At 70.9% G+C, this 24950-nt stretch carries 20 protein-coding genes; 14 read left to right on the top strand and 6 right to left on the bottom strand.

Annotation, left to right across the window (positions count from 1 at the left end; translation table 11 throughout):
* The first annotated feature begins 205 nt into the window (after positions 1 to 205).
* On the top strand, positions 206 to 1192 hold the full coding sequence (locus tag ACFRU2_RS33765; RefSeq protein ID WP_382979630.1) for a TerC family protein: 987 nt from the start codon (positions 206 to 208) through the stop codon (positions 1190 to 1192).
* A gap of 75 nt (positions 1193 to 1267) precedes the next feature.
* Positions 1268 to 2491: a serine hydrolase domain-containing protein gene (locus ACFRU2_RS33760; protein WP_382979628.1), complete on the top strand. Its 1224-nt coding sequence runs from the start codon at positions 1268 to 1270 to the stop codon at positions 2489 to 2491.
* Positions 2492 to 2503: 12 nt separating this feature from the next.
* On the opposite strand, the gene ACFRU2_RS33755 is transcribed toward ACFRU2_RS33760, so the two are convergent.
* The 3 genes from ACFRU2_RS33755 to ACFRU2_RS33745 form a co-directional block, all read right to left on the bottom strand.
* Positions 2504 to 3820 carry an MFS transporter gene (locus ACFRU2_RS33755; RefSeq protein ID WP_382979782.1) on the bottom strand — a complete coding sequence of 439 codons (1317 nt, stop codon included), beginning with the start codon at positions 3818 to 3820 and terminating at the stop codon, positions 2504 to 2506.
* Positions 3821 to 4026: 206 nt separating this feature from the next.
* Positions 4027 to 4683, bottom strand: coding sequence for an MBL fold metallo-hydrolase (locus tag ACFRU2_RS33750; RefSeq protein WP_382979627.1), 657 nt, complete (start codon positions 4681 to 4683; stop codon positions 4027 to 4029).
* 9 nt (positions 4684 to 4692) lie between these two features.
* Complete coding sequence (locus tag ACFRU2_RS33745) at positions 4693 to 5388, bottom strand: maleylpyruvate isomerase family mycothiol-dependent enzyme (RefSeq protein ID WP_382979625.1); 696 nt, start codon at positions 5386 to 5388, stop codon at positions 4693 to 4695.
* Between the two features lie 187 nt (positions 5389 to 5575).
* On the opposite strand from ACFRU2_RS33745, the gene uvrA reads away from it, so the two are divergent.
* The gene (gene uvrA / locus ACFRU2_RS33740) at positions 5576 to 8563 is read left to right on the top strand and encodes an excinuclease ABC subunit UvrA (RefSeq protein ID WP_382979623.1); all 2988 of its coding nucleotides are present in this window, start codon (positions 5576 to 5578) and stop codon (positions 8561 to 8563) included.
* 75 nt (positions 8564 to 8638) lie between these two features.
* Here uvrA and ACFRU2_RS33735 read toward each other — a convergent pair whose 3' ends face one another.
* Positions 8639 to 9289, bottom strand: a complete 651-nt coding sequence (locus ACFRU2_RS33735; RefSeq protein WP_382979621.1) for an NAD(P)-dependent oxidoreductase — start codon at positions 9287 to 9289, stop codon at positions 8639 to 8641.
* A 111-nt stretch (positions 9290 to 9400) separates the two neighbouring features.
* Between ACFRU2_RS33735 and ACFRU2_RS33730 the strand changes: the two genes are divergently transcribed.
* A complete protein-coding gene (locus tag ACFRU2_RS33730) occupies positions 9401 to 10006 on the top strand; it encodes a TetR/AcrR family transcriptional regulator (protein WP_382979619.1) in 606 nt (201 codons plus the stop codon).
* On the opposite strand, the gene ACFRU2_RS33725 is transcribed toward ACFRU2_RS33730, so the two are convergent.
* Positions 9981 to 10880, bottom strand: a complete 900-nt coding sequence (locus ACFRU2_RS33725; protein WP_382979617.1) for a carbohydrate kinase — start codon at positions 10878 to 10880, stop codon at positions 9981 to 9983. The two genes, ACFRU2_RS33730 and ACFRU2_RS33725, sit on opposite strands and share 26 nt — an antisense overlap.
* 75 nt (positions 10881 to 10955) lie before the next feature.
* Here ACFRU2_RS33725 and ACFRU2_RS33720 point away from each other — a divergent pair, with 75 nt between their 5' ends.
* On the top strand, positions 10956 to 11387 hold the full coding sequence (locus ACFRU2_RS33720; protein ID WP_351439099.1) for a Rieske (2Fe-2S) protein: 432 nt from the start codon (positions 10956 to 10958) through the stop codon (positions 11385 to 11387).
* 13 nt (positions 11388 to 11400) lie between these two features.
* Here ACFRU2_RS33720 and ACFRU2_RS33715 read toward each other — a convergent pair whose 3' ends face one another.
* Entirely contained in the window at positions 11401 to 12399 is a 999-nt protein-coding gene (locus ACFRU2_RS33715) for a hypothetical protein (protein ID WP_382979615.1), read from the bottom strand.
* A 239-nt stretch (positions 12400 to 12638) separates the two neighbouring features.
* On the opposite strand from ACFRU2_RS33715, the gene ACFRU2_RS33710 reads away from it, so the two are divergent.
* The 9 genes from ACFRU2_RS33710 to ACFRU2_RS33670 all read left to right on the top strand — a co-directional run bounded on the left by ACFRU2_RS33710 (position 12639) and on the right by ACFRU2_RS33670 (position 24946).
* On the top strand, positions 12639 to 13283 hold the full coding sequence (locus ACFRU2_RS33710) for a papain-like cysteine protease family protein (protein WP_382979613.1): 645 nt from the start codon (positions 12639 to 12641) through the stop codon (positions 13281 to 13283).
* A gap of 4 nt (positions 13284 to 13287) precedes the next feature.
* Positions 13288 to 14100, top strand: a complete 813-nt coding sequence (locus ACFRU2_RS33705) for a hypothetical protein (protein ID WP_382979611.1) — start codon at positions 13288 to 13290, stop codon at positions 14098 to 14100.
* 86 nt (positions 14101 to 14186) lie between these two features.
* On the top strand, positions 14187 to 16238 hold the full coding sequence (gene uvrC / locus ACFRU2_RS33700; RefSeq protein WP_382979609.1) for an excinuclease ABC subunit UvrC: 2052 nt from the start codon (positions 14187 to 14189) through the stop codon (positions 16236 to 16238).
* Positions 16235 to 17230 (top strand): RNase adapter RapZ, encoded by a 996-nt coding sequence (gene rapZ, locus ACFRU2_RS33695; RefSeq protein WP_250742326.1) that lies wholly within the window; start codon positions 16235 to 16237, stop codon positions 17228 to 17230. The genes uvrC and rapZ overlap by 4 nt, the downstream gene beginning before the upstream one ends.
* Positions 17227 to 18291: a uridine diphosphate-N-acetylglucosamine-binding protein YvcK gene (gene yvcK, locus ACFRU2_RS33690; protein ID WP_382979606.1), complete on the top strand. Its 1065-nt coding sequence runs from the start codon at positions 17227 to 17229 to the stop codon at positions 18289 to 18291. Before rapZ ends, yvcK begins: the two co-directional genes overlap by 4 nt.
* A complete protein-coding gene (whiA, locus tag ACFRU2_RS33685; protein WP_112449750.1) occupies positions 18282 to 19283 on the top strand; it encodes a DNA-binding protein WhiA in 1002 nt (333 codons plus the stop codon). The genes yvcK and whiA overlap by 10 nt, the downstream gene beginning before the upstream one ends.
* 140 nt (positions 19284 to 19423) lie before the next feature.
* Entirely contained in the window at positions 19424 to 22381 is a 2958-nt protein-coding gene (locus tag ACFRU2_RS33680) for a M14 family zinc carboxypeptidase (RefSeq protein WP_382979604.1), read from the top strand.
* A gap of 208 nt (positions 22382 to 22589) precedes the next feature.
* On the top strand, positions 22590 to 23594 hold the full coding sequence (gap, locus tag ACFRU2_RS33675) for a type I glyceraldehyde-3-phosphate dehydrogenase (protein WP_266876904.1): 1005 nt from the start codon (positions 22590 to 22592) through the stop codon (positions 23592 to 23594).
* 140 nt (positions 23595 to 23734) lie between these two features.
* The gene (locus ACFRU2_RS33670; protein WP_382979602.1) at positions 23735 to 24946 is read left to right on the top strand and encodes a phosphoglycerate kinase; all 1212 of its coding nucleotides are present in this window, start codon (positions 23735 to 23737) and stop codon (positions 24944 to 24946) included.
* Positions 24947 to 24950: the final 4 nt, after the last annotated feature.

The following is a 24950-nucleotide window of genomic DNA, read 5'->3' as shown; positions in this document are numbered from 1 at the left end:
CCCCTTTACCTTACGTGCCTACGACGGGTACCCTGGTGAGTGCGGAGGGGAGTATTCCTGCTTTCCTGCTACGGCGTGCCCGTCAATACGGACTGCAATCGGTCCCGGGGCGCCGGCCCGTGGCCTCCTGGCCGTCCGGGTGGAAGAGACCTCCGGCAGCGATGACGCTGACAAGTTCTGAGCCATCTGCCGGAGGCGTGTTCACGTGGACGTTTCGTTGACCCTATGGGTGCTGACCATTCTCGGTCTGGGCATCCTCATCGGCGCCGATTTCTTCATCGGCCGCAAACCGCACGACGTCTCCATGAAGGAGGCGGGCATCTGGACGGTCGTCTGGATCGTCCTCGCGGTGCTCTTCGGACTCGGCCTGATGGCCTTCGGCCACGGCCAGGCCTCGCAGGAGTTCTTCGCAGGCTTCATCACGGAGAAGTCCCTCAGCGTCGACAACCTCTTCGTCTTCGTCCTGATCATGGCGAAGTTCGCGGTTCCCTCGCAGCTCCAGCAGCGCGTGCTGCTGATCGGCGTGCTGATCGCCCTCGTCCTGCGCGCCATCTTCATCGCCGCCGGCGCCGCGATCATCGCCAACTTCTCGTGGGTCTTCTACATCTTCGGTGCCTTCCTCATCTACACCGCGTGGAAGCTGATCCAGGAAGCCCGCAAGGACGAGGAAGACGAGGAGTTCGAGGAGAACCGTCTCCTCAAGTCCATCGAGAAGAAGTTCGGCGTCGCCGACCAGTACCACGGCACCAAGCTCTTCATCCAGAAGAACGGCAAGCGCGTCCTGACCCCGCTGATGGTCGTCATGCTCGCCATCGGCACCACCGACGTGCTGTTCGCCCTGGACTCGATCCCCGCGATCTTCGGCCTCACCCAGGACCCGTACATCGTCTTCACCGCCAACGCCTTCGCCCTCATGGGTCTGCGCCAGCTGTACTTCCTCATCGGCGGCCTGCTCAAGAAGCTGGTCCACCTCAGCTACGGGCTCTCCGTCATCCTCGGCTTCATCGGCATCAAGCTCGTGCTGCACGCCCTCCACGAGTCGGGCCTGCACGTCCCGCAGATCTCCATCCCGGTCTCCCTCGGCGTCATCTGCGGTGTCCTGGTGATCACCACGATCACCAGCCTGATCGCCTCGAAGAAGCAGGCGGAGGCCGAGGCCGCCGCGGCAGGCCCGGAGCGCATCGACGCCTGATCCGCCGCGCGACCGGGGATACCCGGGCCTACGCTGGTGCTGTTGCCCTGGTCGTCTGCGACAGGAGGCAGTGCCATGAGGTCGACCCGCACGCGTATGCGCAGGGCCTGCGTGGCCGCCACGGCCGCAGGAGTCCTTCTCGCCCCGGTCGCCGCGGGCTCCGCGCACGGGGTCACCGCCCCGGCGCCTTCCGTGTCCGCCGCTCCGTCACCGGACGGCGACACGGAATTCCCGCAACTCACGCCGGCCGTCGCGGCCCGACTGGACGCGGCCGTGCGTGAGGTGATGGACCTGGCGAAGGTGCCGGGCGTGACCGTGGGCCTGTGGGCCCCCGGCAAGGGCAGCTACGTGAAGTCCTTCGGGGTGGCCGACAAGTCCACCGGCGCTCCGATGACACCCGATCTCGGGGTCCGCATCGGCAGCGAGACCAAGACGTTCACGGTCACCGCCCTCCTCCAGCTCGTCGACCAGGGCAAGCTCTCCCTGGACGACCCGATCGGCAAGTACATCAGCGGCGTCCCGAACGGGGACCGCATCACCTTGCGCGAACTGGCGGGCATGCGCAGCGGGCTCTACAACTACAGCGAGGACCCGGGCTTCGACGCCCGGATCACCTCCACCTTCACGCCGCAGCAGCTGCTCGACATCTCCTTCAAGCACCCGGTGAACTTCGCGCCGGGTGCGCAGTTCGAGTACTCCAACACCAACCTGATCCTGCTCGGCCTGCTGGTGGAGAAGATCACCGGCCGGCCGATCCAGGAGGTCATCGGGCAGGACGTGGTGAAGCCCGCCGGGCTGAGCAGCCGCACGCTCTTCCCCGTCGGCAGGGAGTTCCCCGAGCCGCACGCGCACGGCTACACCAACGACCTGCCCGGCGGGAAGATCGTGGACGCGACGGACTTCGACCCGTCCTGGGCCTGGTCCGCCGGAGCGATGGTCTCGACGCTGGAGGACCTGCGCAGCTGGGCGAAGACCCTCGCCACCGGCACCCTTCTGACCCCCGCGACCCAGGCCGAGCGGCTGAAGACCCAGCCGATCGGCATCATCCCCGGCGCGGGCTACGGGCTCGGCATCTTCAACGTCCAGGGCTGGATCGGCCACAACGGCTCGTTGCCCGGGTACGAGACGCTGACCGTCTACCTGCCCGAGGAGCAGGCCACCATGGTCATCGTTCTGAACACCGACGACCTGTACAAGGGCCAGGAGCCCAGCACCCTCTTCGGCGAGGCCGTCACCGGCATCGTGACCCCCAGCCACCTGTACCCGGGACACAAGCCGACCGTGGACAAGAGCAGCTGAGCGGCGGGGCGGCTAGACGGGGGCGGTCGTCTCGGCCGCCCCCTTCTCCGCGTCTGCGTACGCACCCGTCCGCTGCCGGACGACCACCGGGTTGGTCTCCGGCAGCAGCGCGAAGCAGGCCAGCGAGACCAGGGCGATCGCCGTCAGGTACACGGCGACGGCCCACGGCGGGCCGGAGCCGTCCGCCAGCGCCGTCGCCACGATCGGGGTCAGCGCACCGCCCAGCACCCCGCCGAGGTTGTAGCCGACGGCCGCGCCCGTGCAGCGGATCCGCGGGGCGTACAGCTCGGGCAGGTACGCGCCCACCACCGCGAACATCGTCACCATGCCGAGCAGGGCGCCGAACAGACCCAGGGTCATCAGCAGCGGGTCCGCGGTGCGCAGCAGGGCCACGAACGGGAACATCCACAGCGCGGACGCCGTGCAGCCGGCCAGGCACAGCGGGCGCCGGCCGTAGCGGTCGCCGAGCACCGCGACGACCGGGGTCGCCGCCCCCTTGAGGGCGACGGCGACCATGATGCAGGCCAGCATCACGGAGCGGTGCACGCCGAGGTGCTCGGTGGCGTACGCGAGGGACCAGGTGGTGACCGCGTAGAAGACGGCGTAGCCCACGGCCAGTGCCCCGCCGGTCAGCAGGAGCAGGCGCCAGTGGCCCCGTAGGACCTCGGGCAGCGGGGCGTCGGCCCGGTGGCCGGTCTCGGCCAGCGCACGGAACTGCGGGGTCTCCTCCACCGAGCGGCGCAGCCACAGCCCGGTCAGGGCGAGCAGCCCCGCCACCCAGAACGGCACCCGCCAGCCCCAGGCGGCGAACTGCCCGTCGGACAGGGTGCTCGACAGGGTCAGCATCAGGCCGTTGGCCAGTAGGAACCCCACCGCCGGACCCATCTGCGGGAAGCTCGACCACAGTCCGCGCCGCCCCTCGGGGGCGTGCTCCGAGGTCAGCAGCACCGCGCCGCCCCACTCCCCGCCGAGGCCGAGGCCCTGGAGGAAGCGCAGCAGGACCAGCAGGACCGGCGCGGCCATCCCGATGGAGGCGTACGAGGGCACGCAGCCCACCGCCACCGTGGCCAGGCCGGTGAGCAGCAGGGAGGCGAGCAGCACCGGGCGGCGGCCGTACCGGTCGCCGATGTGACCGAACACGGCGGAGCCGAGGGGCCGGGCGAGGAAGCCGACGCCGAAGGTGCCGAAGGCGGCGAGGGTCCCGGCGAGCGGGGAGAAGGAGGGGAAGAAGAGCGGGCCGAGCACCAGGGCGGCGGCGGTGCCGTAGACGAAGAAGTCGTAGAACTCGATGGCGGTGCCGACGAGGGAGGCCGCGGCGATCCGGAACATCGAGGGGGACGAGGAGGGGACGGTGGGGGAGGTGGGCGGTGCGTCGGCCGGGACGGCCTGGGGAAGGGGAGCGGGGGAGGGGTCCTGTTGCATGGTGCAGCAATTACCCCGCCCCGCCCCCTCAGGACGTGCGTTCGGCCATCAATGACCGGAAGGGAGTGCGGTCCGGCGCGAGGTTGACGTGCCGGCGTTCCCTCCGCCGCCCGCTACCAGCCGCGCTCGCGCCATTCGGCCAGGTGGGGACGCTCGGCGCCGAGCGTGGTGTCGTTGCCGTGGCCGGGGTAGACCCAGGTCTCGTCCGACAGCTCGCCGAACAGCTTGGTCTCCACGTCGTCGAGCAGGCTCGTGAAGGCCTTCTGGTCGCCCGAGGTGTTGCCGACGCCGCCCGGGAAGAGGCAGTCGCCGGTGAACACGTGCGCGTGACCGTGCGGGTCGTCGTAGACCAGCGCGATCGAGCCGGGGGTGTGGCCGACCAGGTGGCGGGCCGTCAGCGTGACCCGGCCGATCGTGATCGTGTCCCCGTCCGCGACGAGCACGTCGGTGGCGACCGGAATGCCCTCCGCGTCGTGGGCGCCCGCGTACGTCCGCGCGCCGGTCGCCGCGACGACCTCGGCGAGCGCGCCCCAGTGGTCGCCGTGCCGGTGGGTGGTGACGACGGACGCGATGCCGTCGTCCCCGATCAGGCTCAGCAGGGTGCCCGCCTCGGCGGCCGCGTCGATGAGCAGCTGCTCATCGGTGGCCCGGCAGCGCAGCAGGTAGGCGTTGTTGTTCATCGAGCCCACCGCGACCTTGGAAATCATCAGGTCCGCGAGCTCGTGCACGTCGGCCGGACCGCCGACTTTGACCTCTCCGGTGTACGTCATGCCTTGATCCTAGAGCGGGGGGAGCTCGGGGAGGCCGTCGCCCGCCTCGACGGTCAGGTGGGCGCCCCGGAGGTCGCGCCCGGCCAGCCAGCCGAGCAGTTCGCCGGGCGTGCCGACGAGGGTGACCGGGGTGCCCTCGGAGCCGCCGGTGTGCCAGACGTGGTCGCCGTGGTAGGTCTTCAGGGTCACCGGAGGTACCTCCGGACGCCCGGACCAGCGGTCCGCGAGGAACTCGATCTCGCGCGCGGTGAACTCCTCCGGGAGGTCTGCGAGCTCGTAGCCGATGTTCAGGTCGACGTGGTGCAGCTCGACCTCGATCAGGCGGCGGAAGGGGACGCGGGCGGCGACGTCGGTGACCCCGTTGCGCAGTTCCACGGTGCGGGTCCAGTCCTGCGGGCGCTCGGCGACGGCGAACCAGCGGTCCGCGGAATTCCGGACGTCTTCGAGCTGTTCCAGCAGAGGACGCCCCGCGTCGCGCTCGATGTCGGACTCCCGGGAGGTGGCGCTCTCGTACATCGGGCGGCCTTCGAAGACCTCGACCAGGGCGTCCGCGTTCCGGGCCAGGTGTGCCAGGACGTGGCCGCGGGTCCAGCCGGGGAGATGTGACTCTTCGGCCAGCTTCGCGTTGTCCAGCTTCGCGACCGCGGTCAGCAGTCGATCGGTGGCCTCATGAACGGATCGCAGGTCGTGCGCATGATCAGTCATGCGGCCGAGCCTAGTGGTCGCAGGGCCCTCGATACACGATCGGGTGAAGAGGGCCGGAGAGTGCCGGAAATCGAATGCACGTGCTATACGCTCGGAGTCCAGTCTCCCACTCCACCGCAGAGGCGCCCCCCAATACCCTGGGACGGGGGCCAGTGCCCCCGCTCTCTCAAGAAAGGTGCGGACCGGCGTGACCGACCGTCTCATCGTTCGTGGCGCTCGCGAGCACAACCTCAAGAACGTTTCTCTTGACCTGCCGCGCGACTCGCTCATCGTCTTCACCGGACTCTCCGGGTCGGGCAAGTCCTCCCTGGCCTTCGACACGATCTTCGCCGAGGGCCAGCGCCGCTACGTCGAGTCGCTCTCCTCGTACGCCCGCCAGTTCCTCGGGCAGATGGACAAGCCCGACGTCGACTTCATCGAGGGCCTCTCCCCGGCCGTCTCCATCGACCAGAAGTCCACCTCGCGCAACCCGCGCTCCACCGTCGGCACCATCACCGAGGTCTACGACTACCTCCGCCTGCTCTTCGCGCGCATCGGCAAGCCCCACTGCCCCGAGTGCAGCCGTCCGATCTCGCGGCAGTCGCCGCAGGCGATCGTCGACAAGGTGCTCGCACTGCCCGAGGGCAGCCGCTTCCAGGTGCTCTCGCCGCTGGTGCGCGAGCGCAAGGGCGAGTTCGTCGACCTCTTCGCCGACCTCCAGACCAAGGGCTACAGCCGCGCCCGGGTGGACGGGGAGACGATCCAGCTCTCCGAGCCGCCCACGCTGAAGAAGCAGGAGAAGCACACCATCGAGGTGGTCATCGACCGCCTCACCGTCAAGGACAGCGCCAAGCGCCGGCTGACGGACTCCGTGGAGACCGCCCTCGGGCTGTCGGGCGGCATGGTGATCCTGGACTTCGTCGACCTCGCGGAGGACGACCCCGAGCGTGAGCGGATGTACTCCGAGCACCTCTACTGCCCGTACGACGACCTCTCCTTCGAGGAGCTGGAGCCGCGCTCCTTCTCCTTCAACTCGCCCTTCGGCGCCTGCCCCGAGTGCACCGGCATCGGTACGCGCATGGAGGTGGACCCGGAGCTGATCGTTCCGGACGAGGACAAGTCCCTGGACGAGGGCGCGGTCTCGCCGTGGGCGCTCGGCCACACCAAGGACTACTTCCAGCGGCTGATCGGCGCGCTCGCCGGGGAGCTCGGCTTCCGCACCGACATCGCGTGGGCCGGACTGCCGCTGCGGGCGAAGAAGGCCCTGCTCTACGGCCACAAGACCCAGATCGAGGTCCGCTACCGCAACCGGTACGGGCGCGAGCGGGCCTACACCACGGCCTTCGAGGGCGCGGTGCCGTTCGTCAAGCGCCGCCACGCGGAGTCCGAGAGCGACACCAGCCGCGAGCGCTTCGAGGGCTACATGCGCGAGGTGCCCTGTCCCACCTGCCAGGGCACCCGGCTCAAGCCGATCGTGCTCGCGGTGACGGTGATGGACCGCTCGATCGCCGACGTCGCCGCGATGTCGATCAGCGAGTGCGCGGACTTCCTCGGTCTCCTCAAGCTCGACGCCCGCGACAAGAAGATCGCCGAGCGGGTCCTCAAGGAGGTCAACGAGCGCCTGCGCTTCCTCGTCGACGTCGGCCTGGACTACCTCTCCCTCAACCGCGCCGCCGGCACCCTCTCGGGCGGCGAGGCCCAGCGCATCCGCCTCGCCACCCAGATCGGCTCCGGCCTGGTGGGCGTGCTGTACGTGCTGGACGAGCCCTCCATCGGCCTCCACCAGCGGGACAACCACCGTCTGATCGAGACCCTCGTCCGGCTGCGGGACATGGGCAACACCCTCATCGTCGTCGAGCACGACGAGGACACCATCAAGGTGGCCGACTGGGTCGTGGACATCGGCCCCGGCGCCGGCGAGCACGGCGGCAAGGTCGTGCACAGCGGTTCGCTGAAGGAGCTGCTGAGGAACCCCGAGTCGATCACCGGCCAGTACCTGTCCGGCAAGCGGTCCATCCCGCTCCCGGACGTGCGCCGTCCCGTGGACCCGTCGCGCAAGCTCACGGTCCACGGCGCCAAGGAGAACAACCTGCGGGACATCGACGTGTCCTTCCCGCTGGGCGTCCTCACGGCGGTGACGGGCGTATCGGGCTCGGGCAAGTCGACGCTGGTCAACGACATCCTGTACACGCACCTCGCCCGCGAGCTCAACGGCGCGCGTTCGGTGCCGGGACGGCACACGCGGGTGGACGGCGACGAGCTCGTCGACAAGGTCGTGCACGTGGACCAGTCGCCGATCGGCCGGACCCCCCGGTCCAACCCGGCCACGTACACCGGTGTCTTCGACCACGTCCGCAAGCTCTTCGCGGAGACGATGGAGGCGAAGGTGCGCGGCTACCTGCCGGGCCGCTTCTCCTTCAACGTGAAGGGCGGCCGGTGCGAGAACTGCTCCGGCGACGGCACGATCAAGATCGAGATGAACTTCCTGCCGGACGTGTACGTCCCGTGCGAGGTCTGCCACGGCGACCGGTACAACCGGGAGACGCTGGAGGTCCACTACAAGGGCAAGTCCATCGCCGAGGTCCTGAACATGCCGATCGAGGAGGCCGCGGGCTTCTTCGAGGCCGTCCCCACGATCTCGCGGCACCTGAAGACGCTGAACGAGGTGGGGCTCGGGTACGTCCGCCTCGGCCAGTCGGCGCCGACCCTGTCGGGCGGCGAGGCGCAGCGCGTGAAGCTGGCCTCGGAGCTCCAGAAGCGGTCGACTGGGCGGACGGTGTACGTCCTGGACGAGCCGACGACGGGTCTGCACTTCGAGGACATCTCGAAGCTGATCAAGGTGCTGTCGGGGCTGGTCGACAAGGGCAACACGGTGATCGTCATCGAGCACAACCTCGATGTCGTCAAGACCGCGGACTGGGTCGTGGACATGGGCCCCGAGGGCGGGTACGGAGGCGGCCTCGTCGTCGCCGAGGGCACGCCGGAGCAGGTCGCTTCGGTGGGCGCGAGCCACACGGGCAAGTTCCTGCGCGACATCCTGGGCGCGGACCGGGTCCTGGAGGGCGCCGCCCCGGCGGCTCCGGCGAAGCCGGCGAAGAAGACGGCCGCGCGCAAGAAGGCGGCGGCCCCGGCGGCGGCCAAGAAGGCGGCGGCCCCGGCTGCTGCGAAGAAGACCGCCCGAGCCCGCAAGGCCTAGCCCTCCAGGTGGCGGCGACCCGTTCCAGGGTGCGCCGCCACCCCCGGGACCGCCTCCCGCCCCCGTTGCGGGAGCTCAGGCGGCGACGCCGATGGCGTGGCCCGAGGTCGACGGGTCGGACAGGGTGGTCAGGAGGGCGTCGGCGACGTCCGCCCGGGCGATCACCTTGCCTCCCGGGACGTTGGCGTCGACGGCCCGCCGGTAGGTCCCCGTGAACGGCCGGTCCAGCAGCCGCGGCGGCCGGATCACCGTCCATTGGGTACGGCTGGCGGCGATCGCCGCCTCCATGACCGCGAGGTCCGCGTACACGTCCCGCAGCGCCCTGCGCAGCAACGGGTAGACCAGCACCCGGGTGAGCGCTCCGTCCTCCGGAGATTCCGGACCCAGCGGCGCCGCGCTGACCGCCGACAGGCGGCTCACCCCGGCCCGGTCCATCGCGGAGACGATCGACCGCAGGGCCGGACCCGCGATCGGGCTGAGCCTGGCCTGCTTGTTGCTCGTCGGGCCGAGCGCGGAGACCACCGCCTCCTGCCCTTCCAGCACCCGCACGAGCGCATCCTCGTCGGACAGGTCCCGTACCACCGTCACCCGCAGCCGCTCGTGCGCCGGTACGTCGAGTCGCGCCGGGTCGCGGACGACCGCCGTCACCTCGTGGCCCGCTTCCAGTGCCTGCCGGACCGCTTCGTGGCCGATCCCGCCCGTGGCTCCGAACACCGTGAGTTTCATCCTGGCTCCCGCATTCATGTGACGCATGTCGTGTGAGGCATGGCATGTAAGGCGTGACGCGCCAGGGGTGGGTGAGTATTCACTCACCCCCGCTTCCGCTAGGGTGAGTGAATGCTCACCCCAAAGTCAAGCCGGTCCACTCCGGAGCGCCTGCTCGATGCGGCCGAGAACCTGATGCGCACGACCGGCCTGGCCAGCGCGACCACGAAGGCCATCGCCCGTGAGGCGGGCTGCTCGGAAGCCGCGCTCTACAAATACTTCGCGAACAAGGAAGAGCTGTTCGTGCGCGTGCTGATGGAGCGCCGCCCCAACGCCGGCGCGATGATGGCGGCCATGACCACCGATCCGGGGGACCAGCCGGTCGAGGACCGGCTGACCGAGATCGCCCGGTACGCCTCGCTCTTCTACGCCGACGCCATGCCCATGTTCGGCTCGCTCTTCGCCGATCCCGTCCTGCTCACCCGCCACCGCGAGGGCGTACGGAGCATCGGCGCGGGTCCGCACGTGGTCCTGGAGGTCCTCACCGGCCATCTGGTCCGCGAGCTCGAACGCGGCCGGCTGCGCCCCGACGCCGACCCGGCGGCCGCTGCCGCGCTGCTGCTCGGCGCCTGCTTCCAGCGCGCCTTCTTCCTGCACTTCTCCGGTCCCGACACCGTCGGGCCGGTCGAGGAGTTCGCCCCCGCCGTGGCCGCTACGGTGTGGGCCGCCCTCCGCTGAGCTCGGAGACGTACGGAGGCTCCGCGCCCGCCCGGGTGCAGGTCAGCGCGGCCGCCGCGGCGGCGTAGGACAGCACCTCGGGCCAGTCGACCGGGCCCGGGCCCCCCGCGCCGGCCGTGAGCCGGTGCAGCAGGGCCGCGTTCACGGTGTCGCCCGCGCCGATGGTGTCCACCACCGCGACCCGGCGCGCGGGCACCGAGTGCTCCGCCCCCTCCCGCGTCCACACGGTCAGGCCACCGGCCCCCCGGGTGAGCACCACCGCCGAGGGCCCCGCCGCCAGCCAGTCGGCCGGGCGGCCGCCCAGCCACGCCGCGTCCTCCTCCGACAGCTTCAGCACGCCGACGTGCGGCAGCCAGGACAGGAAGCGGGCCCGGTAGGCCGCCGGGTCGGCGATCAGCGCCGGGCGGATGTTGGGGTCGAGCAAGGTCGGCAGCCCGCGTCCGGCTTCCCGGCGCAGCAGGGTCTCGTAGGCGCTCGCCCCCGGCTCCAGCACCAGCGAACAGGTGCCGAGCGCGAGGGCCCGTACGCCCTCGGGGAGCGCGGGCGGCAGCCGGAACAGCCGGTCGGCCGTGCCCTCGACGTAGAACCCGTACGCCGCCGAGCCGTCCGGGGCCAGCGAGGGCACCGCCAGCGTGGTCGGCTCCGGTCCGCGCTGGACCAGGGAGAGGTCCACCCCGGCCGTGCGCAGCCCGTCGAGCAGCGAGGCGCCGAAGCCGTCCGTCGAGATCCGGGAGCAGAAGGCGACGGGTGCGCCGAGCCGGGCCAGCGCGAGCGCGGTGTTGTACGGTCCGCCGCCCGGCCGCGGCAGCAGGGCGCCCGGCGGCCGTTCGACGGGCACCAGGTCGATCAGGGCTTCTCCACCGACGACGATCACGCGGGGGAAGGTACCCCATCGGGCTTCGGTATCGTCGGGTGGACCCGGCCCAGCCAGCACCTCTTGGAGAATCGCATGTCCGCGTCGCAGTCCGCCGCCCGCCGTACCGTCCTCAAGGGCGCGGCCGCGCTCGCCGGGGCCGTGGGTGCCGGAGCGGCGCTCACGGCCTGCTCCACCGAGGGCAACAGCGGCAACGGCAGCCCCGCGGTGCCCGCCGAGCCCGTGGAGCTGGGCGCGGCGGCCGAGGTCCCGGTGGGGGGCGCGAAGCTGTACCGGGAGAAGAAGCTGATCGTCAGCTGCCAGGAGGCGGGACAGTACAAGGCCTTCAGCGCCCAGTGCACCCACGCCGGCTGCGTCCTGGACAAGATCGTCAAGGGTGAGGGGAACTGCCCCTGCCACGGCAGCCGCTTCGACGTGACCACGGGCAAGGTCCTGCAGGGCCCGGCGACCGACCCGCTGCCGGAGGTCCCGGTCCGGGCCGAGGGCGGCAAGCTCATCGCGGGCTGACCGGCGCCCGGGGTCACTCCCAGTCCCACCCGATCCCCAGGATCCCCCGCCGCACCCCCTGCTCCACCAGGTGCACGGCCCGGTGCGGGCCGCTCGGGTTGAGGTCGGCGAGTCGCCCGCGCGGCGCGTCCGGCCCGCTGCGCGTGAAGCGGCGGCAGCGCACCGGCAGCGCCGCCTCGTCGAAGCGGACCTGGAGCACGTACTGCCCGCCCGTATAGCTGAAGCCGCGCACGTACTCGCTGCTGCGGCCGGCGGTGCCGTCCTCGAAGCCGTAGCCGAAGACGTGGGTGTCCCCGGCGCGCAGCCGGGCGTCGAAGAGCAGCTCGGCGACGACCAGCTCCGCTTCGGGGTGGCGGCGGATCCGCCCGGTCCGGCAGTTCTCGACGGCCCGTACCCGGATCCGCTCCGGATCGCAGCCCGGGTCGCCCTGGTGGACCGCGACGTACCGGTCGACCCCGTCCCGGTGGGCCCGTACGACGTGCTGCGATTCGCGGCCGAGCAGCTCCCCGGCGGGCCCGATCCGCACCCGCTCGTGGTGGCCGACGGTGTGCAGGCCGCCGTCGGCGGGCAGCTCCATGCCGGCGAGCAGCGCCTCCGCGGCCGCGCCCGCGCTGAACAGCGCCCGGTACGAGCGCGCGGGCGGCCGGGCCGTCCCGGGGGCGGCGGGATCCGGCGCGGCCAGCAGCCGCAGCAGGGCGCCCTCGGGCAGTTCCAGGATCTGCTCCAGGGCCCGTACGGCCTTCAGGGACTCGGGGCGGCCCGGCCGCCGGGCACCCTGCTGCCAGTAACTGAGGCTGGTCACCCCGAGCTTGATGCCGCGGGCGGCGAGCCGGTGCTGCACCCGGTGCAGGGGCAGGCCGCGGGCGGCGAGTGCGGCGCGGAGCGCGAGGTGGAAGGGGCCCGCGCGCAGCAGGTGCGGCAGGTCCCGGGCGCCGTCGGCGCGGGCGCTGTCCGAGGGGGTGCCGTCCGCGGGGGCGCTGTCCGAGAAGGTGCCGTTCGCGCTCGACCGCATGGCGGCTCCTCCTGTGAACGTTCACGCGACGGGGTGCGGGCGGTCCGGCGGGTGGCGCCCGTGGTCCCGGTGGGTCCAGGTGGGGTGACGGCGGACGTTCACACTCTGGCCCCACCGTTCACACCGCGATGTCACGCCGTATTGAAGCGTGTTGACCTGTTCCCGACAACACCCTGATGCTCCTCCACAGCGTCCGGACGCGCTCCTCCACCCCCACTCCCCACCTCGGGAGGAACGCGATGCGCAACAGAAACCGGCGGCTCACCCTCGCCGCCTTCGTCACCGCCCTGCTCCTCACCCTGCCGACCGCTGCCGCCACCGCCGCCGATGCCGCCGCCGGTACGGGCACCACGACCGCCACCTCCTCCTCCGCTGCCGCCGCACCCGCCGAGACTTCGGCCCTGGCGTCCAAGCGGCTGAACATCACCATGCAGGCCCAGCAGAAGACCAACTGGTGCTGGGCCGCCTCGGGCAACACCATCGCCACCTGGTTCGGCCGCAGCTACAGCCAGAACCAGTTCTGCAACGCGGCCTTCAACCGCCAGCAGGGCTACGACTGCCCCAACAACCAGGCCAACCTGGCCAACGTGCAGACCGCCCTGCGCTGGGCCGGCATCAACTCCGGCTCCTACGTGAACGGCTGGCTCCAGTACTCCACCGTCCAGACCGAGATCAACGCCAACCGCCCGATCGAGACCCGCATCCAGTGGTCCAACGGCGGCGGCCACATGCACGTGATCTACGGCTACGACACCGCGAACAGCTGGGTGTACTGGGGAGACCCGTGGCCCTCCAGCGACCGCTACAACTGGGCCTCCCACGCCTGGTACGTGGACAACAGCACCTTCTCCTGGACCCACTCGCTCTACCGGATCGGGGCGTGACCCCATGGCTCTCCGCCTCATGAACGGCCGCCTCGCCGCCGCGGCCGTCGCCGCGACCGCCGTACTGGCCCTGGCCCCCACCCAGGCGTCCGCGGCGCCCGTTCCGCAGCCCCAGACCGCCACCGCCGAGAACCTGGCCGCCGCAGGGCGGACGGCGGCGGCCCCCGACACCCTCGCCACCCTGTCCCGCTTCTTCGCCCGCGAGGGCAAGGTCTCGCTCGCCGCCGCGCAGCCCCGCATCGAGGGCGAGACGGTCCCCGTGCACTACCTCTCCCCGGAGTTCGTCGCGGGGAAGGCGGGCGCCGACGTGGCCCGGCTGGAGTTCCTCGCCAGCAAGGCCGTCTCCTCGGACGGACAGCAGGCCGCCCTGTGGACCGCGCAGACCGCGGCGGGCTGGCAGGTGGTGAACATCGCCACCGGCGACGACGAGTTCCGCTACGCACGGATCGGCGCGGCGAAACTCCCCGGCGGGACCGTGTTCCGCGAACCGCAGATCGACGCCTGGTACGTGGCCGGCGGCGACCGGGTCCTGCCCCTGGACGAGGACGCGGCGACGGCCGTCGGCGCGCAGGGCACGAGCCTGGCCGCCTACCGGACGCGGGTCGTGAAGGCCTACGGGGACAAGCTGCCGGGATCCGCCTACGGCAAGTCCGGCAAGGCCGGTGGCTTCGCCCCCACGGAAGCCACGGCCGAGGAAGCCTCCGCCTCCGCTCCCGCCGGACTCCCGATGACCGCCGGAGCCGTGGCTCTGGCGCTGGGCGCGGCCGGCGCGGTGGCCGCCCGGCGCGCCCGGCGGCAGCGGGTGGTGCGGGCGTAGCCACCCAGGGGTCCGGCCGCCTGCCGGCGGCCGGACCCTGCGGGCCTGAGGCCCGGTTGTCGGCGGGCGACAGTAGGGTGGTTGGCATGGCCGACCCTTCCAGTTACCGCCCCGAGCCGGGACAGATCCCCGACTCCCCGGGGGTCTACAAGTTCCGCGACGAGCACCGCCGGGTGATCTACGTCGGGAAGGCCAAGAGCCTGCGCCAACGGCTGGCCAGTTACTTCCAGGACCTCGCCGGGCTGCACCCCCGTACCGCCACGATGGTGACCACGGCCGCCTCCGTCGAGTGGACCGTGGTCTCCACCGAGGTCGAGGCGCTCCAGCTCGAGTACTCCTGGATCAAGGAGTTCGACCCCCGGTTCAACGTCAAGTACCGGGACGACAAGAGCTACCCCTCCCTCGCCGTCACCATGAACGAGGACTACCCGCGGGTCCAGGTCATGCGCGGGCCCAAGAAGAAGGGCGTGCGCTACTTCGGCCCGTACGGGCACGCCTGGGCCATCCGCGAGACCGTCGACCTGATGCTCCGGGTCTTCCCCGTCCGCACCTGCTCCGCCGGGGTGTTCAAGCGGTCCGCCCAGATCGGCCGCCCCTGTCTGCTCGGTTACATCGGCAAGTGCTCCGCGCCCTGCGTCGGCCGGGTCACCCCGGAGGAGCACCGCGAACTCGCCGAGGACTTCTGCGACTTCATGGCCGGCCGCACCGGCACCTACCTCACCCGCCTCGAACAGCAGATGCACGAGGCCGCGGAGGAGATGGAGTACGAGAAGGCCGCCAGGCTGCGCGACGACATAGGGGCCCTGCGCCGGGCGATGGAGAAGAACGCGGTCGTGCTCGCCGACGCCACCGACGCCGACCTGTTCGCGGTCGCCGAGGACGAGCTCGAAGCGGCCGTGCAGATCTTCCACGTCCGCGGCGGCCGGGTCAGGGGCCAGCGCGGCTGGGTCACCGACAAGGTGGAGGCCGTCGACACCGCCGGGCTCGTCGAGCACGCCCTCCAGCAGCTGTACGGGGAGGAGAAGGGCGAGTCCGTCCCCAAGGAGGTGCTGGTCCCGGCGCTCCCCGAGGACACCCCGGCCCTGAGCCAGTGGCTCGCCGAGCGGCGCGGTTCGCAGGTGAGCCTGCGCATCCCGCAGCGCGGGGACAAGAAGGCGCTGATGGAGACCGTCCACCGCAACGCGCAGCAGTCCCTCGCCCTGCACAAGACCAAGCGGGCCGCCGACCTCACCACCCGCTCGCGGGCCCTGGAGGAGATCGCCGAGGCGCTGGAGCTGGACGGCGCGCCGCTGCGCATCGAGTGCTTCGACATCTCCCACCTCCAGGGCGACGACGTCGTGGCCTCGATGGTCGTCTTCGAGGACGGACTGGCGCGCAAGGGCGAGTACCGGCGCTTCCAGATCAAATCCTTCGAGGGGCAGGACGACGTCCGCTCCATGCACGAGGTGGTCTCCCGGCGCTTCCGCCGCTACCTCCAGGAGAAGCTGAAGACGGGGGAGTGGTCACCCGACGAGGACGCGGTCGCCGCGGGCGCCCCGGGTGTCGTGGGCGGCGAAGTCGAACAGGACGCGGCCGAGGACGACGGGCGCCCCAAGCGCTTCGCCTACCCGCCGCAGCTCGTCGTGGTCGACGGCGGGCAGCCCCAGGTGGCCGCCGCCAAGCGGGCCCTGGAGGAGCTGGGGATCGACGACGTCGCCGTGTGCGGCCTCGCCAAGCGGCTGGAAGAGGTCTGGCTGCCCGGGGAGGACGACCCGGTGGTGCTGCCCCGCAGCAGCGAGGGCCTGTACCTGCTCCAGCGGGTCCGTGACGAAGCCCACCGGTTCGCCATCCAGTACCAGCGCAACAAGCGGGGCAAACGCCTGAAGGCCGGGCCCCTCGACGAGGTCCCCGGGCTCGGCGAGAGCCGCAGGCTGGCCTTGATCAAACACTTCGGTTCGGTGAAAAAGCTCAGACAGGCGACAATCGATCAGATCTGCGAGGTCCCGGGCATAGGCCGCAAGACGGCCGAGACCGTGGTCGCGGCCCTCGCCCAGGCGGTTCCCGCCGGTCCCGCCGTCAATACGGCGACCGGGGAGATCATTGAGGATGAGACCCCCGCGTCCGCGGGAGCAGCATCCGATCGGGGGACCGAGCAATGACCGAGCGCGAAACCCGGCACGACCGAGGATCCGAGCAGGATTCCGGGCACGACATCGCATCCGAGTACGACCGAGACGGAGCACAGGTGAGTACGGGCACGACAGTGGAGCCCGGAGATACCGCCGAGGCGGCCATCCCCGAGCTGGTGATCATCTCCGGAATGTCCGGGGCCGGCCGCAGTACGGCGGCCAAGTGCCTGGAGGACCTCGGCTGGTTCGTCGTCGACAACCTCCCGCCCGCGCTGATCACCACCATGGTGGAACTCGGCGCCCGCTCGCAGGGCAACGTGGCGCGCATCGCCGTCGTCGTCGACGTCAGGGGCCGCCAGTTCTTCGACGCGCTGCGCGAATCCCTCGCCGACCTGGAGACCCGCGGGGTCACCCGGCGGATCGTCTTCCTGGAGTCCTCGGACGAAGCCCTCGTCCGCCGCTTCGAGGGGGTCCGCCGCCCCCACCCGCTCCAGGGCGACGGCCGCATCGTCGACGGCATCGCCGCCGAGCGCGACCTGCTGCGCGAGCTGCGCGGCGACGCCGACCTGGTCATCGACACCTCCAGCCTGAACGTGCACGAGCTGCGCGCCAAGATGGACGCCCGGTTCGCCGGCGACGAGGAGCCCGAGCTGCGGGCCACCGTCATGTCCTTCGGTTTCAAGTACGGCCTCCCCGTCGACGCCGACCTCGTCGTCGACTGCCGCTTCATCCCCAACCCGCACTGGGTCCCGGAGCTGCGCCCCTTCACCGGCCTGAACGAGGAGGTGTCGGGCTACGTCTTCAGCCAGCCCGGCGCCAAGGAGTTCCTGGACCGCTACACGGAGCTGCTCCAGCTGATCGCCACCGGCTACCGCCGCGAGGGCAAGCGGTACGTGACCATCGCGGTCGGCTGCACCGGCGGCAAGCACCGCAGTGTCGCCATGTCGGAGAAGCTCGCCGCACGCCTCGCCTCCGAAGGGGTCGAGACCGTCGTCGTCCACAGGGACATGGGGCGCGAGTGACCGGACGTACCATGCGGCTCCGCCGCCTGCGCCGGCTCACCACCGGCCAGGTCGAGGGCGGCACGGGCCGTACGGGCCTGCGCCGGGGCGAGGCCCATGCCGCACCCAAGGTCGTGGCGCTCGGCGGCGGCATGGGCCTCTCGGCCTCGCTGACCGCCCTGCGCCGGATCACGGGCGAGCTGACCGCCGTCGTCACCGTCGCCGACGACGGCGGCTCCAGCGGCAGGCTGCGCGAGGAGCTCGGCGTCCTGCCGCCCGGGGACCTGCGCAAGGCGCTGGCCGCGCTGTGCGGTGACGACGACTGGGGCCAGACCTGGTCGCGGGTCATCCAGCACCGCTTCCAGTCCCAGGGCGACCTGCACGAGCACGCCGTCGGCAATCTGCTGATCGTGGCCCTGTGGGAACAGCTCGGCGACCCCGTCCAGGCCCTGGACCTCGTCGGCAAGCTGCTCGGCGCCCAGGGCCGGGTGCTGCCGATGTCGGCGGTCCCGCTGGAGCTCCAGGCCCTGGTCAAGGGGCACGATCCGGCCCGCCCCGAGGACGTGGACACCGTACGGGGACAGGCCACCGTGGCGCTGACCCCCGGCGAGGTGCTCTCCGTGCAGGTGGTGCCGAGCGACCCGCCGGCGGTGCCGGAAGCGGTCGCGGCGGTGCTCGACGCGGACTGGGTCGTGCTCGGTCCGGGGTCCTGGTTCTCCTCGGTGATTCCGCACCTGCTGGTGCCCGAACTGCTCGACGCGCTGATCGAGACGAAGGCCCGCAGGGTGCTCTCGCTGAACCTCGCGCCACAACCCGGCGAAACAGAGGGCTTCTCTCCGCAGCGTCATTTGGAGGTTTTGGCCCGACACGCCCCTAAACTCGCCCTGGACGTGGTGCTGGCCGATCAGGCTGCCGTGCCCGATCGCGAGTCCCTCGCCGATGCCGCAAAACGGTTCGGCGCCGCGGTCGAGCTGGCGCCGGTTGCCAGGCAGGACGGCTCTCCGAAGCATGATCCGGAGCTGCTCGCCGCCGCGTACGACCGTATTTTTCGGATGCATGGAAGGATCGGCCCATGGCGATGACGCCCGCGGTGAAGGATGAGATCGCCCGCCTGCCTGTCACCCGCACCTGCTGCAGGAAGGCGGAGGTCTCGGCGATCCTTCGGTTCGCGGGCGGGTTGCACCTGGTGAGCGGCCGGATCGTCATCGAGGCGGAACTGGACGCGGGGATCGCGGCCCGCCGCCTGCGCAAGGACATTCTGGAGATCTTCGGGCACTCCTCGGATCTGGTGATCATGGCTCCGGGCGGTCTGCGCCGGGGCAACCGGTACGTGGTCCGCGTGGTCGCCGGCGGCGACCAGCTGGCCCGCCAGACCGGCCTCGTGGACGGCCGCGGCCGTCCGATCCGGGGTCTCCCCCCGCAGGTGGTCTCCGGGGCCACCTGCGACGCCGAGGCGGCCTGGCGCGGGGCCTTCCTGGCCCACGGCTCCCTGACCGAGCCGGGGCGCTCCTCCTCCCTGGAGGTCACCTGCCCCGGTCCGGAGGCCGCCCTGGCCCTGGTCGGTGCCGCCCGCCGGCTCTCCATCGCCGCGAAGGCCCGCGAGGTCCGCGGCGTGGACCGGGTCGTCGTACGGGACGGGGACGCCATCGGCGCCCTGCTGACCCGGCTCGGCGCCCACGACTCGGTGCTGGCCTGGGAGGAGCGGCGGATGCGGCGCGAGGTGCGCGCCACCGCCAACCGCCTGGCCAACTTCGACGACGCCAACCTGCGCCGCTCGGCGCGGGCCGCGGTGGCCGCCGGAGCGCGGGTCCAGCGCGCCCTGGAGATCCTCGCCGAGGAGGTCCCCGAGCACCTCGCCGCCGCCGGCCGGCTGCGCATGGAGCACAAGCAGGCCTCCCTGGAGGAGCTGGGCGCCCTCGCCGACCCGCCGCTGACCAAGGACGCGGTCGCGGGCCGGATCCGCCGCCTGCTGGCGATGGCCGACAAGCGGGCCCAGGACCTCGGGATCCCGGGCACCGAGTCGAACCTCGACCTCAGCGACAGCGAGGAGCTGGCCGACAACATGGCCGGCTGAGACCGCGGCGCCAGAGCCGGAAGGGGCCCCCACGATCACTCGTGCGGGCCCCTTTTCGGTAGGCCCCATTGACATGAGCATGGGCTGATCGTGAGCCTGTCGTCCGAAGCTTTCGTGGCAGACGACGCCCAGGGGGGCACATGAGGCACCGCGCGAGATCGATCCTCGCCGCAAGCGCATTCGTCTTCGGCACCACACTGGCCGCACTACCCGCAGCGGCCCAGGCCCAGCCCGGTGCGGCGGACCGGTCCGCCGCCGACGAGGTACGGGTCTACGACGCCGACATCACCAAGGAGCAGGTCCCGCTGGTCCTGGCGGCCGGCCAGGACGCGCACGAGCTCTCCGAACGCGCCCCGGAGACCGGGACCGCCAAGGTCGAGCTCTTCCTCACCGGTGGTCAGGCCAAGGAACTGGCGGCTCAGGGGATCACGCTCGCCGAACGCAAGGTCCCGGCCAAGGCCGCGGCGCGCTCGCTGGCGGCCGGCGACGGGGTCTTCCGCCCCTACAGCGGCAAGGGCGGGCTCCAGGAGGAGATCCTGCGCACCGCCCAGGAGAACCCGGGCCTCACCAAGGTCGTCTCCATCGGCAAGACCGTTCAGGGCAAGGACATCCTCGCCCTGAAGGTCACCAAGAACGCCAAGAAGAGCAGGGACGGCGGCAAGCCCTCCACGCTGTTCATGTCGAACCAGCACGCCCGTGAGTGGATCACCCCCGAGATGACCCGGCGGCTGATGCACCACACCCTCGACAACTACGGCAAGGACCCGCGGATCACCAAGCTGGTGGACTCCACCGAGCTGTGGTTCCTGCTCTCCGCCAACCCCGACGGCTACGACTACACCTTCGCCGCCGACGGCCAGCGGCTGTGGCGCAAGAACCTGCGCGACAACAACGCCGACGGCAAGATCACCGCGGGCGACGGCGTGGACCTCAACCGCAACTTCGCCTACAAGTGGGGCTACGACAACGAGGGCTCCTCGCCCAACGAGTCGAGCGAGACCTACCGCGGCACCAAGGCCGCCTCGGAGCCCGAGACCGTCGCCCTGGACACGTTCCAGAAGCGCATCGGCTTCGACTACGCCGTCAACTACCACTCCGCCGCCGAGCTGATCCTGTACGGCGTGGGCTGGCAGGTGGCCACCCCCACCCCCGACGACGTCGCCTACAAGGCGCTCGCCGGCACGCCGGAGAACCCGGCCGTCCCCGGCTACTACCCGCAGGTCTCCTCCGAGCTCTACACCACCAACGGCGAAGCGGACAGCCAGGCGGCCAACGCCAACGGCATCATGATGTTCACGCCGGAGATGACCACCTGCCAGACGGCCTCCGCGATCGACCCGAACGACCAGTGGAAGCCCGAGGACTGCGCCTCCGGCTTCAACTTCCCGGACGACGAGAAGCTCATCCAGGCGGAGTTCGCCAAGAACATCCCCTTCGCGCTGTCCGTCGCCGAGAGCGCCGAACACCCGGACCGGCCGAAGTCCTCGCTGGGACTGACCGCCGCGGACTTCACCCTCGACCCCTTCACCACCTCCTACGCGGCCCGCGGCGAAGACCAGGAGGTCGCCGTCACGGCCCGCAAGGCGCTGAAGGACAAGGAGCTGAACTACCGCATCAACGGGGGCCGCACCCACGACGAGGACCTCGAGGCCTGGAAGGGCGGCGAGGTCTACGGCGGCGACGACAACAACTGGTTCGACGAGTACCGGGCCGAGGTCGAGGGCGCCAAGCCCGGCGACAAGGTGGAGGTCTGGTTCACCGGCCGCGACCGCGGCAAGCAGGTCTCCAGCGAGCACTTCACGTACACGGTGGCCGAGCGGCCGCGCGCCGACGTGCTGGTGATCGCCGAGGAGGGCGCCCCGGCGCAGCACGCACAGGCCTACGTCGACGCCCTGCGCGCCAACGGCAAGAGCGCGGCGGTCTGGGACGTGGCCGTCCAGGGCGCCCCGCACCACCTCGGAGCCCTCTCCCACTTCCGTACGGCCGTCCACTACACCGGGGCCAAGTCCCCGGGCGGTGACACCCAGCTGGCGGTGCGCGACTACCTCAACGAGGGCGGCAAGCTGATCGAGGCCGGCGAGCTGGCGGGCGGCAACGCCCAGGTCGGCCGCGCCGTGACCAACGACTTCAGCCAGTACTTCCTCGGTGCCTACGGCCGCGCGGGGGTCACCGGCCCCACCGGCTTCACCGGCGCCGGCTCCCTGACCGGGGCGGGCGGCGCCCTCGGGAACGCCACGGGCAACCCGCTCGACCGCCCGGGCTCCTACACGGTCACCTCCGACACCCTGCCCGCGGCGCAGTTCCCGCAGTTCAAGAGCGCGCAGTCGGGCCAGTACGCCGGAGTCGTGAACCCGTACGCCCCGTACGCCGGCGCCTCGATGGCCTCGGCCACGCACGCGGACGACGACTGGAAGCGCCTCACCCGCACCATCGACCTCACCGGGGTCACCGCGGCCGACCAGCCGAAGCTCAAGATGGCGCTGAACTGGAACACCGAGGAGGGCTACGACCACGCGGTCCTGGAGTCCCGTACCGCGGGCGGCGACGACTGGACCACGCTGCCCGAGGCGAGCGGCCTGACCACCACCACCGTGCCCGAGGAGTGCGGGGCCGGGTTCTTCATCAACGGTCACCCGTTCCTGCGCCGCTACCTCACCCTCGACGCCGGCGGCTGCACCCCCGCGGGCACCAGCGGCCAGTGGAACTCCTTCACCGGTGCCTCGGGCGGCTGGAAGCAGGTCTCCTTCGACCTGAGCATGTACGCGGGCAAGACCGTCGAGGTCTCCCTCGCCTACATCACCGACCCGGGCTCGGGCGGCCGCGGAGTCTTCGCGGACGAGGCCCGCGTGTCGATCGGCGGCACCGACCAGGCGGTCGAGGGCTTCGAGTCCTCGCTCGGCGTCTGGACCGCCCAGGGCGCACCTGCCGGAAGCCCTGATGTTCCGGGCGATTGGTCCCGGTCGGGCGAGCTGTTCAAGTCCTACGCCTCCGTCACTACGCGTGACACGGTGCTCCTGGGCTTCGGTCTGGAGCACCTGCCGGCCGCGGCCGACCGCGCCGTACTCGTCGGTAAGGCGCTCCGCTCGCTGAACCACTGATCAGAGGCCCCGACCGCCCTCACCGTGAGTGACCGGGCCCAAGGTCCCCGAGGTCCCGTACTCGTCCGAGAGTGCGGGGCTTCGGGGCGTGTCAGGGGACCGTCGATGTCACTCAAAAGCTCACGGAGAGGTAGTGTCGTAAGCGGTCGGGGACATCCCATACAGCTCGCTGGCGGACAGGCCGGCGCACCAACGAGGAGATCGGTTCGTGACGATCCGCGTAGGCATCAATGGTTTTGGCCGAATTGGCCGCAACTACTTCCGGGCGCTTCTGAAGCAGGGAGCGGACATCGAGATCGTCGGTGTCAACGACCTGACTGACAACGCAACCTTGGTTCACCTCCTCAAGTACGACACGATCCTGGGCCGTCTCGAGGCCGAGGTCAGCCACACGGCCGACACCATCACCGTCGGTGGCAACACCTTCAAGACCTTTGCCGAGCGCGACCCCGCGAACCTTCCCTGGGGCGAGCTGGGCGCCGACATCGTCATCGAGTCGACCGGCATCTTCACGAAGAAGGCCGACGCCGCCAAGCACATCGCGGCCGGCGCGAAGAAGGTCCTCATCTCGGCTCCGGCCAAGGACGAGGACATCACGATCGTGATGGGCGTCAACCAGGAGAAGTACGACGCGGCCAACCACCACGTCATTTCCAACGCCTCCTGCACCACCAACTGCGTGGCGCCGATGGCCAAGGTCCTCCTCGAGAACTTCGGCATCGTCAAGGGCATGATGACGACGGTCCACGCGTACACGAACGACCAGCGCATCCTGGACTTCCCGCACTCGGACCTGCGCCGGGCGCGCGCTGCGGCCGAGAACATCATCCCGACCACCACCGGTGCCGCCAAGGCCACCGCGCTGGTCATCCCGGAGCTGGCGGGCAAGCTCGACGGCATCGCGATGCGCGTGCCGGTCCCCACGGGTTCCGTGACCGACCTGGTCATCGAGCTCGAGCGCGAGGTCACCAAGGACGAGGTCAACTCGGCCTTCCAGAAGGCTTCTCAGGGCCAGCTCAAGGGCATCCTGGACTACACCGAGGACGCGATCGTCTCTTCCGACATCGTGAACTGGCCGTACTCCTGCACCTTCGACTCCTCCCTGACGATGGTCCAGGGCAAGAGCGTCAAGGTCATCGGGTGGTACGACAACGAGTGGGGCTACTCCAACCGCCTCGTCGACCTGACCGTGTTCGTCGGCGGTCAGCTCTAAGCACCACAGCAGGCACCACGATGTGAGCACCGGGGCTCGGGCAGCGCGATGAAGCGCTGTACGGGCCCTGTTGCTTGCCTCGTACCCCTCTCGTCCCGCACGGGTAGAGTCCTGGGCTGGGAAAAGGAGTAGAAATCAGCATGAAGACGATCGACGAACTTCTCGCCGAGGGCGTTTCCGGCAAGCGTGTCTTCGTACGCGCCGACCTGAACGTCCCCCTCTCGAACGGTGAGATCACCGACGACGGCCGCATCCGCGCCGTGCAGCCGACCATCGCGAAGCTCGCCGAAGCCGGCGCCCGCGTGATCGTGGCCTCGCACCTGGGCCGCCCCAAGGGCGCCCCGGACCCGGCCTTCTCGCTGGCGCCCGCCGCCGCCCGCCTCGGCGAGCTGCTCGGCGCGGACGTCGCGTTCGCCACCGACACCGTCGGCGCCTCCGCCAAGGAGACCGTCGCCGCCCTCGCCGACGGCCAGGTCGCCGTCATCGAGAACCTGCGCTTCAACGCCGGTGAGACCGCGAAGGACGACGCCGAGCGCGGCGCCTTCGCGGACCAGCTCGCCGAGCTGGCCGACGTCTACGTCGGCGACGGCTTCGGCGCTGTCCACCGCAAGCACGCCTCGGTCTTCGACCTCCCCGCGCGCCTCCCGCACGCGGCCGGCGGCCTCATCGCCACCGAGGTCGGCGTCCTGAAGAAGCTGACCGCCGAGGTCAAGCGCCCGTACGTGGTCATCCTCGGCGGCGCCAAGGTCTCCGACAAGCTCGCCGTCATCGACGAGCTGCTCGGCAAGGCCGACCGCCTCCTCATCGGCGGCGGCATGGCGTACACCTTCCTCTACGCCAAGGGCTACGAGGTCGGCATCTCCCTGCTCCAGAAGGACCAGGTGGAGGTCGTCAAGGAGTACATGGCGCGCGCCGAGAAGAACGGTGTCGAGCTGGTCCTCCCGGTCGACATCCTCGCCTCCAAGGACTTCCCGGACCTGAAGACCAAGGCCCCGGCCGACTTCATCACCGTGGACGCGGACAAGATCCCCGCCGACCAGGAGGGTCTGGACATCGGTCCCAAGACCCGCGAGCTGTACGCCTCGAAGATCGCCGACGCGGAGACCGTGTTCTGGAACGGTCCCGTGGGCGTCTTCGAGCACCCCGACTACGCCGGCGGCACCCGCGCCATCGCGCAGGCCCTCGTCGACAGCAGCGCCTTCACCGTCGTCGGCGGTGGCGACTCGGCCGCCGCCGTGCGCACGCTCGGCTTCGACGAGAACGCTTTCGGCCACATTTCGACCGGTGGCGGCGCCTCCCTCGAGTACCTCGAGGGCAAGACGCTCCCCGGCCTCGCCGCACTGGAGGTCTGAACCC

It is taken from the genome of Streptomyces sp. NPDC056883 (assembly GCF_042788835.1).
GTDB classification, from domain to species: domain Bacteria; phylum Actinomycetota; class Actinomycetes; order Streptomycetales; family Streptomycetaceae; genus Streptomyces; species Streptomyces stoeckheimensis.
This window is presented reverse-complemented; position numbering and strand designations above follow the sequence as displayed.

Bases quoted from the DNA above. Each gene is read 5' to 3' on its own strand.
- ACFRU2_RS33720 (WP_351439099.1), top strand. From the start codon at position 10,956: ATGTCCGCGTCGCAGTCCGCCGCCCGCCGTACCGTCCTCAAGGGCGCG.
- ACFRU2_RS33750 (WP_382979627.1), bottom strand. From the start codon at position 4,683: ATGACGTACACCGGAGAGGTCAAAGTCGGCGGTCCGGCCGACGTGCAC.
- whiA (WP_112449750.1), top strand. From the start codon at position 18,282: ATGGCGATGACGCCCGCGGTGAAGGATGAGATCGCCCGCCTGCCTGTC.
- rapZ (WP_250742326.1), top strand. From the start codon at position 16,235: ATGACCGAGCGCGAAACCCGGCACGACCGAGGATCCGAGCAGGATTCC.
- ACFRU2_RS33745 (WP_382979625.1), bottom strand. From the start codon at position 5,388: ATGACTGATCATGCGCACGACCTGCGATCCGTTCATGAGGCCACCGAT.
- uvrC (WP_382979609.1), top strand. From the start codon at position 14,187: ATGGCCGACCCTTCCAGTTACCGCCCCGAGCCGGGACAGATCCCCGAC.
- ACFRU2_RS33755 (WP_382979782.1), bottom strand. From the start codon at position 3,820: ATGTTCCGGATCGCCGCGGCCTCCCTCGTCGGCACCGCCATCGAGTTC.
- ACFRU2_RS33710 (WP_382979613.1), top strand. From the start codon at position 12,639: ATGCGCAACAGAAACCGGCGGCTCACCCTCGCCGCCTTCGTCACCGCC.
- ACFRU2_RS33715 (WP_382979615.1), bottom strand. From the start codon at position 12,399: ATGCGGTCGAGCGCGAACGGCACCTTCTCGGACAGCGCCCCCGCGGAC.
- ACFRU2_RS33760 (WP_382979628.1), top strand. From the start codon at position 1,268: ATGAGGTCGACCCGCACGCGTATGCGCAGGGCCTGCGTGGCCGCCACG.
- ACFRU2_RS33730 (WP_382979619.1), top strand. From the start codon at position 9,401: ATGCTCACCCCAAAGTCAAGCCGGTCCACTCCGGAGCGCCTGCTCGAT.
- ACFRU2_RS33705 (WP_382979611.1), top strand. From the start codon at position 13,288: ATGGCTCTCCGCCTCATGAACGGCCGCCTCGCCGCCGCGGCCGTCGCC.
- ACFRU2_RS33735 (WP_382979621.1), bottom strand. From the start codon at position 9,289: ATGAAACTCACGGTGTTCGGAGCCACGGGCGGGATCGGCCACGAAGCG.
- ACFRU2_RS33680 (WP_382979604.1), top strand. From the start codon at position 19,424: ATGAGGCACCGCGCGAGATCGATCCTCGCCGCAAGCGCATTCGTCTTC.
- ACFRU2_RS33670 (WP_382979602.1), top strand. From the start codon at position 23,735: ATGAAGACGATCGACGAACTTCTCGCCGAGGGCGTTTCCGGCAAGCGT.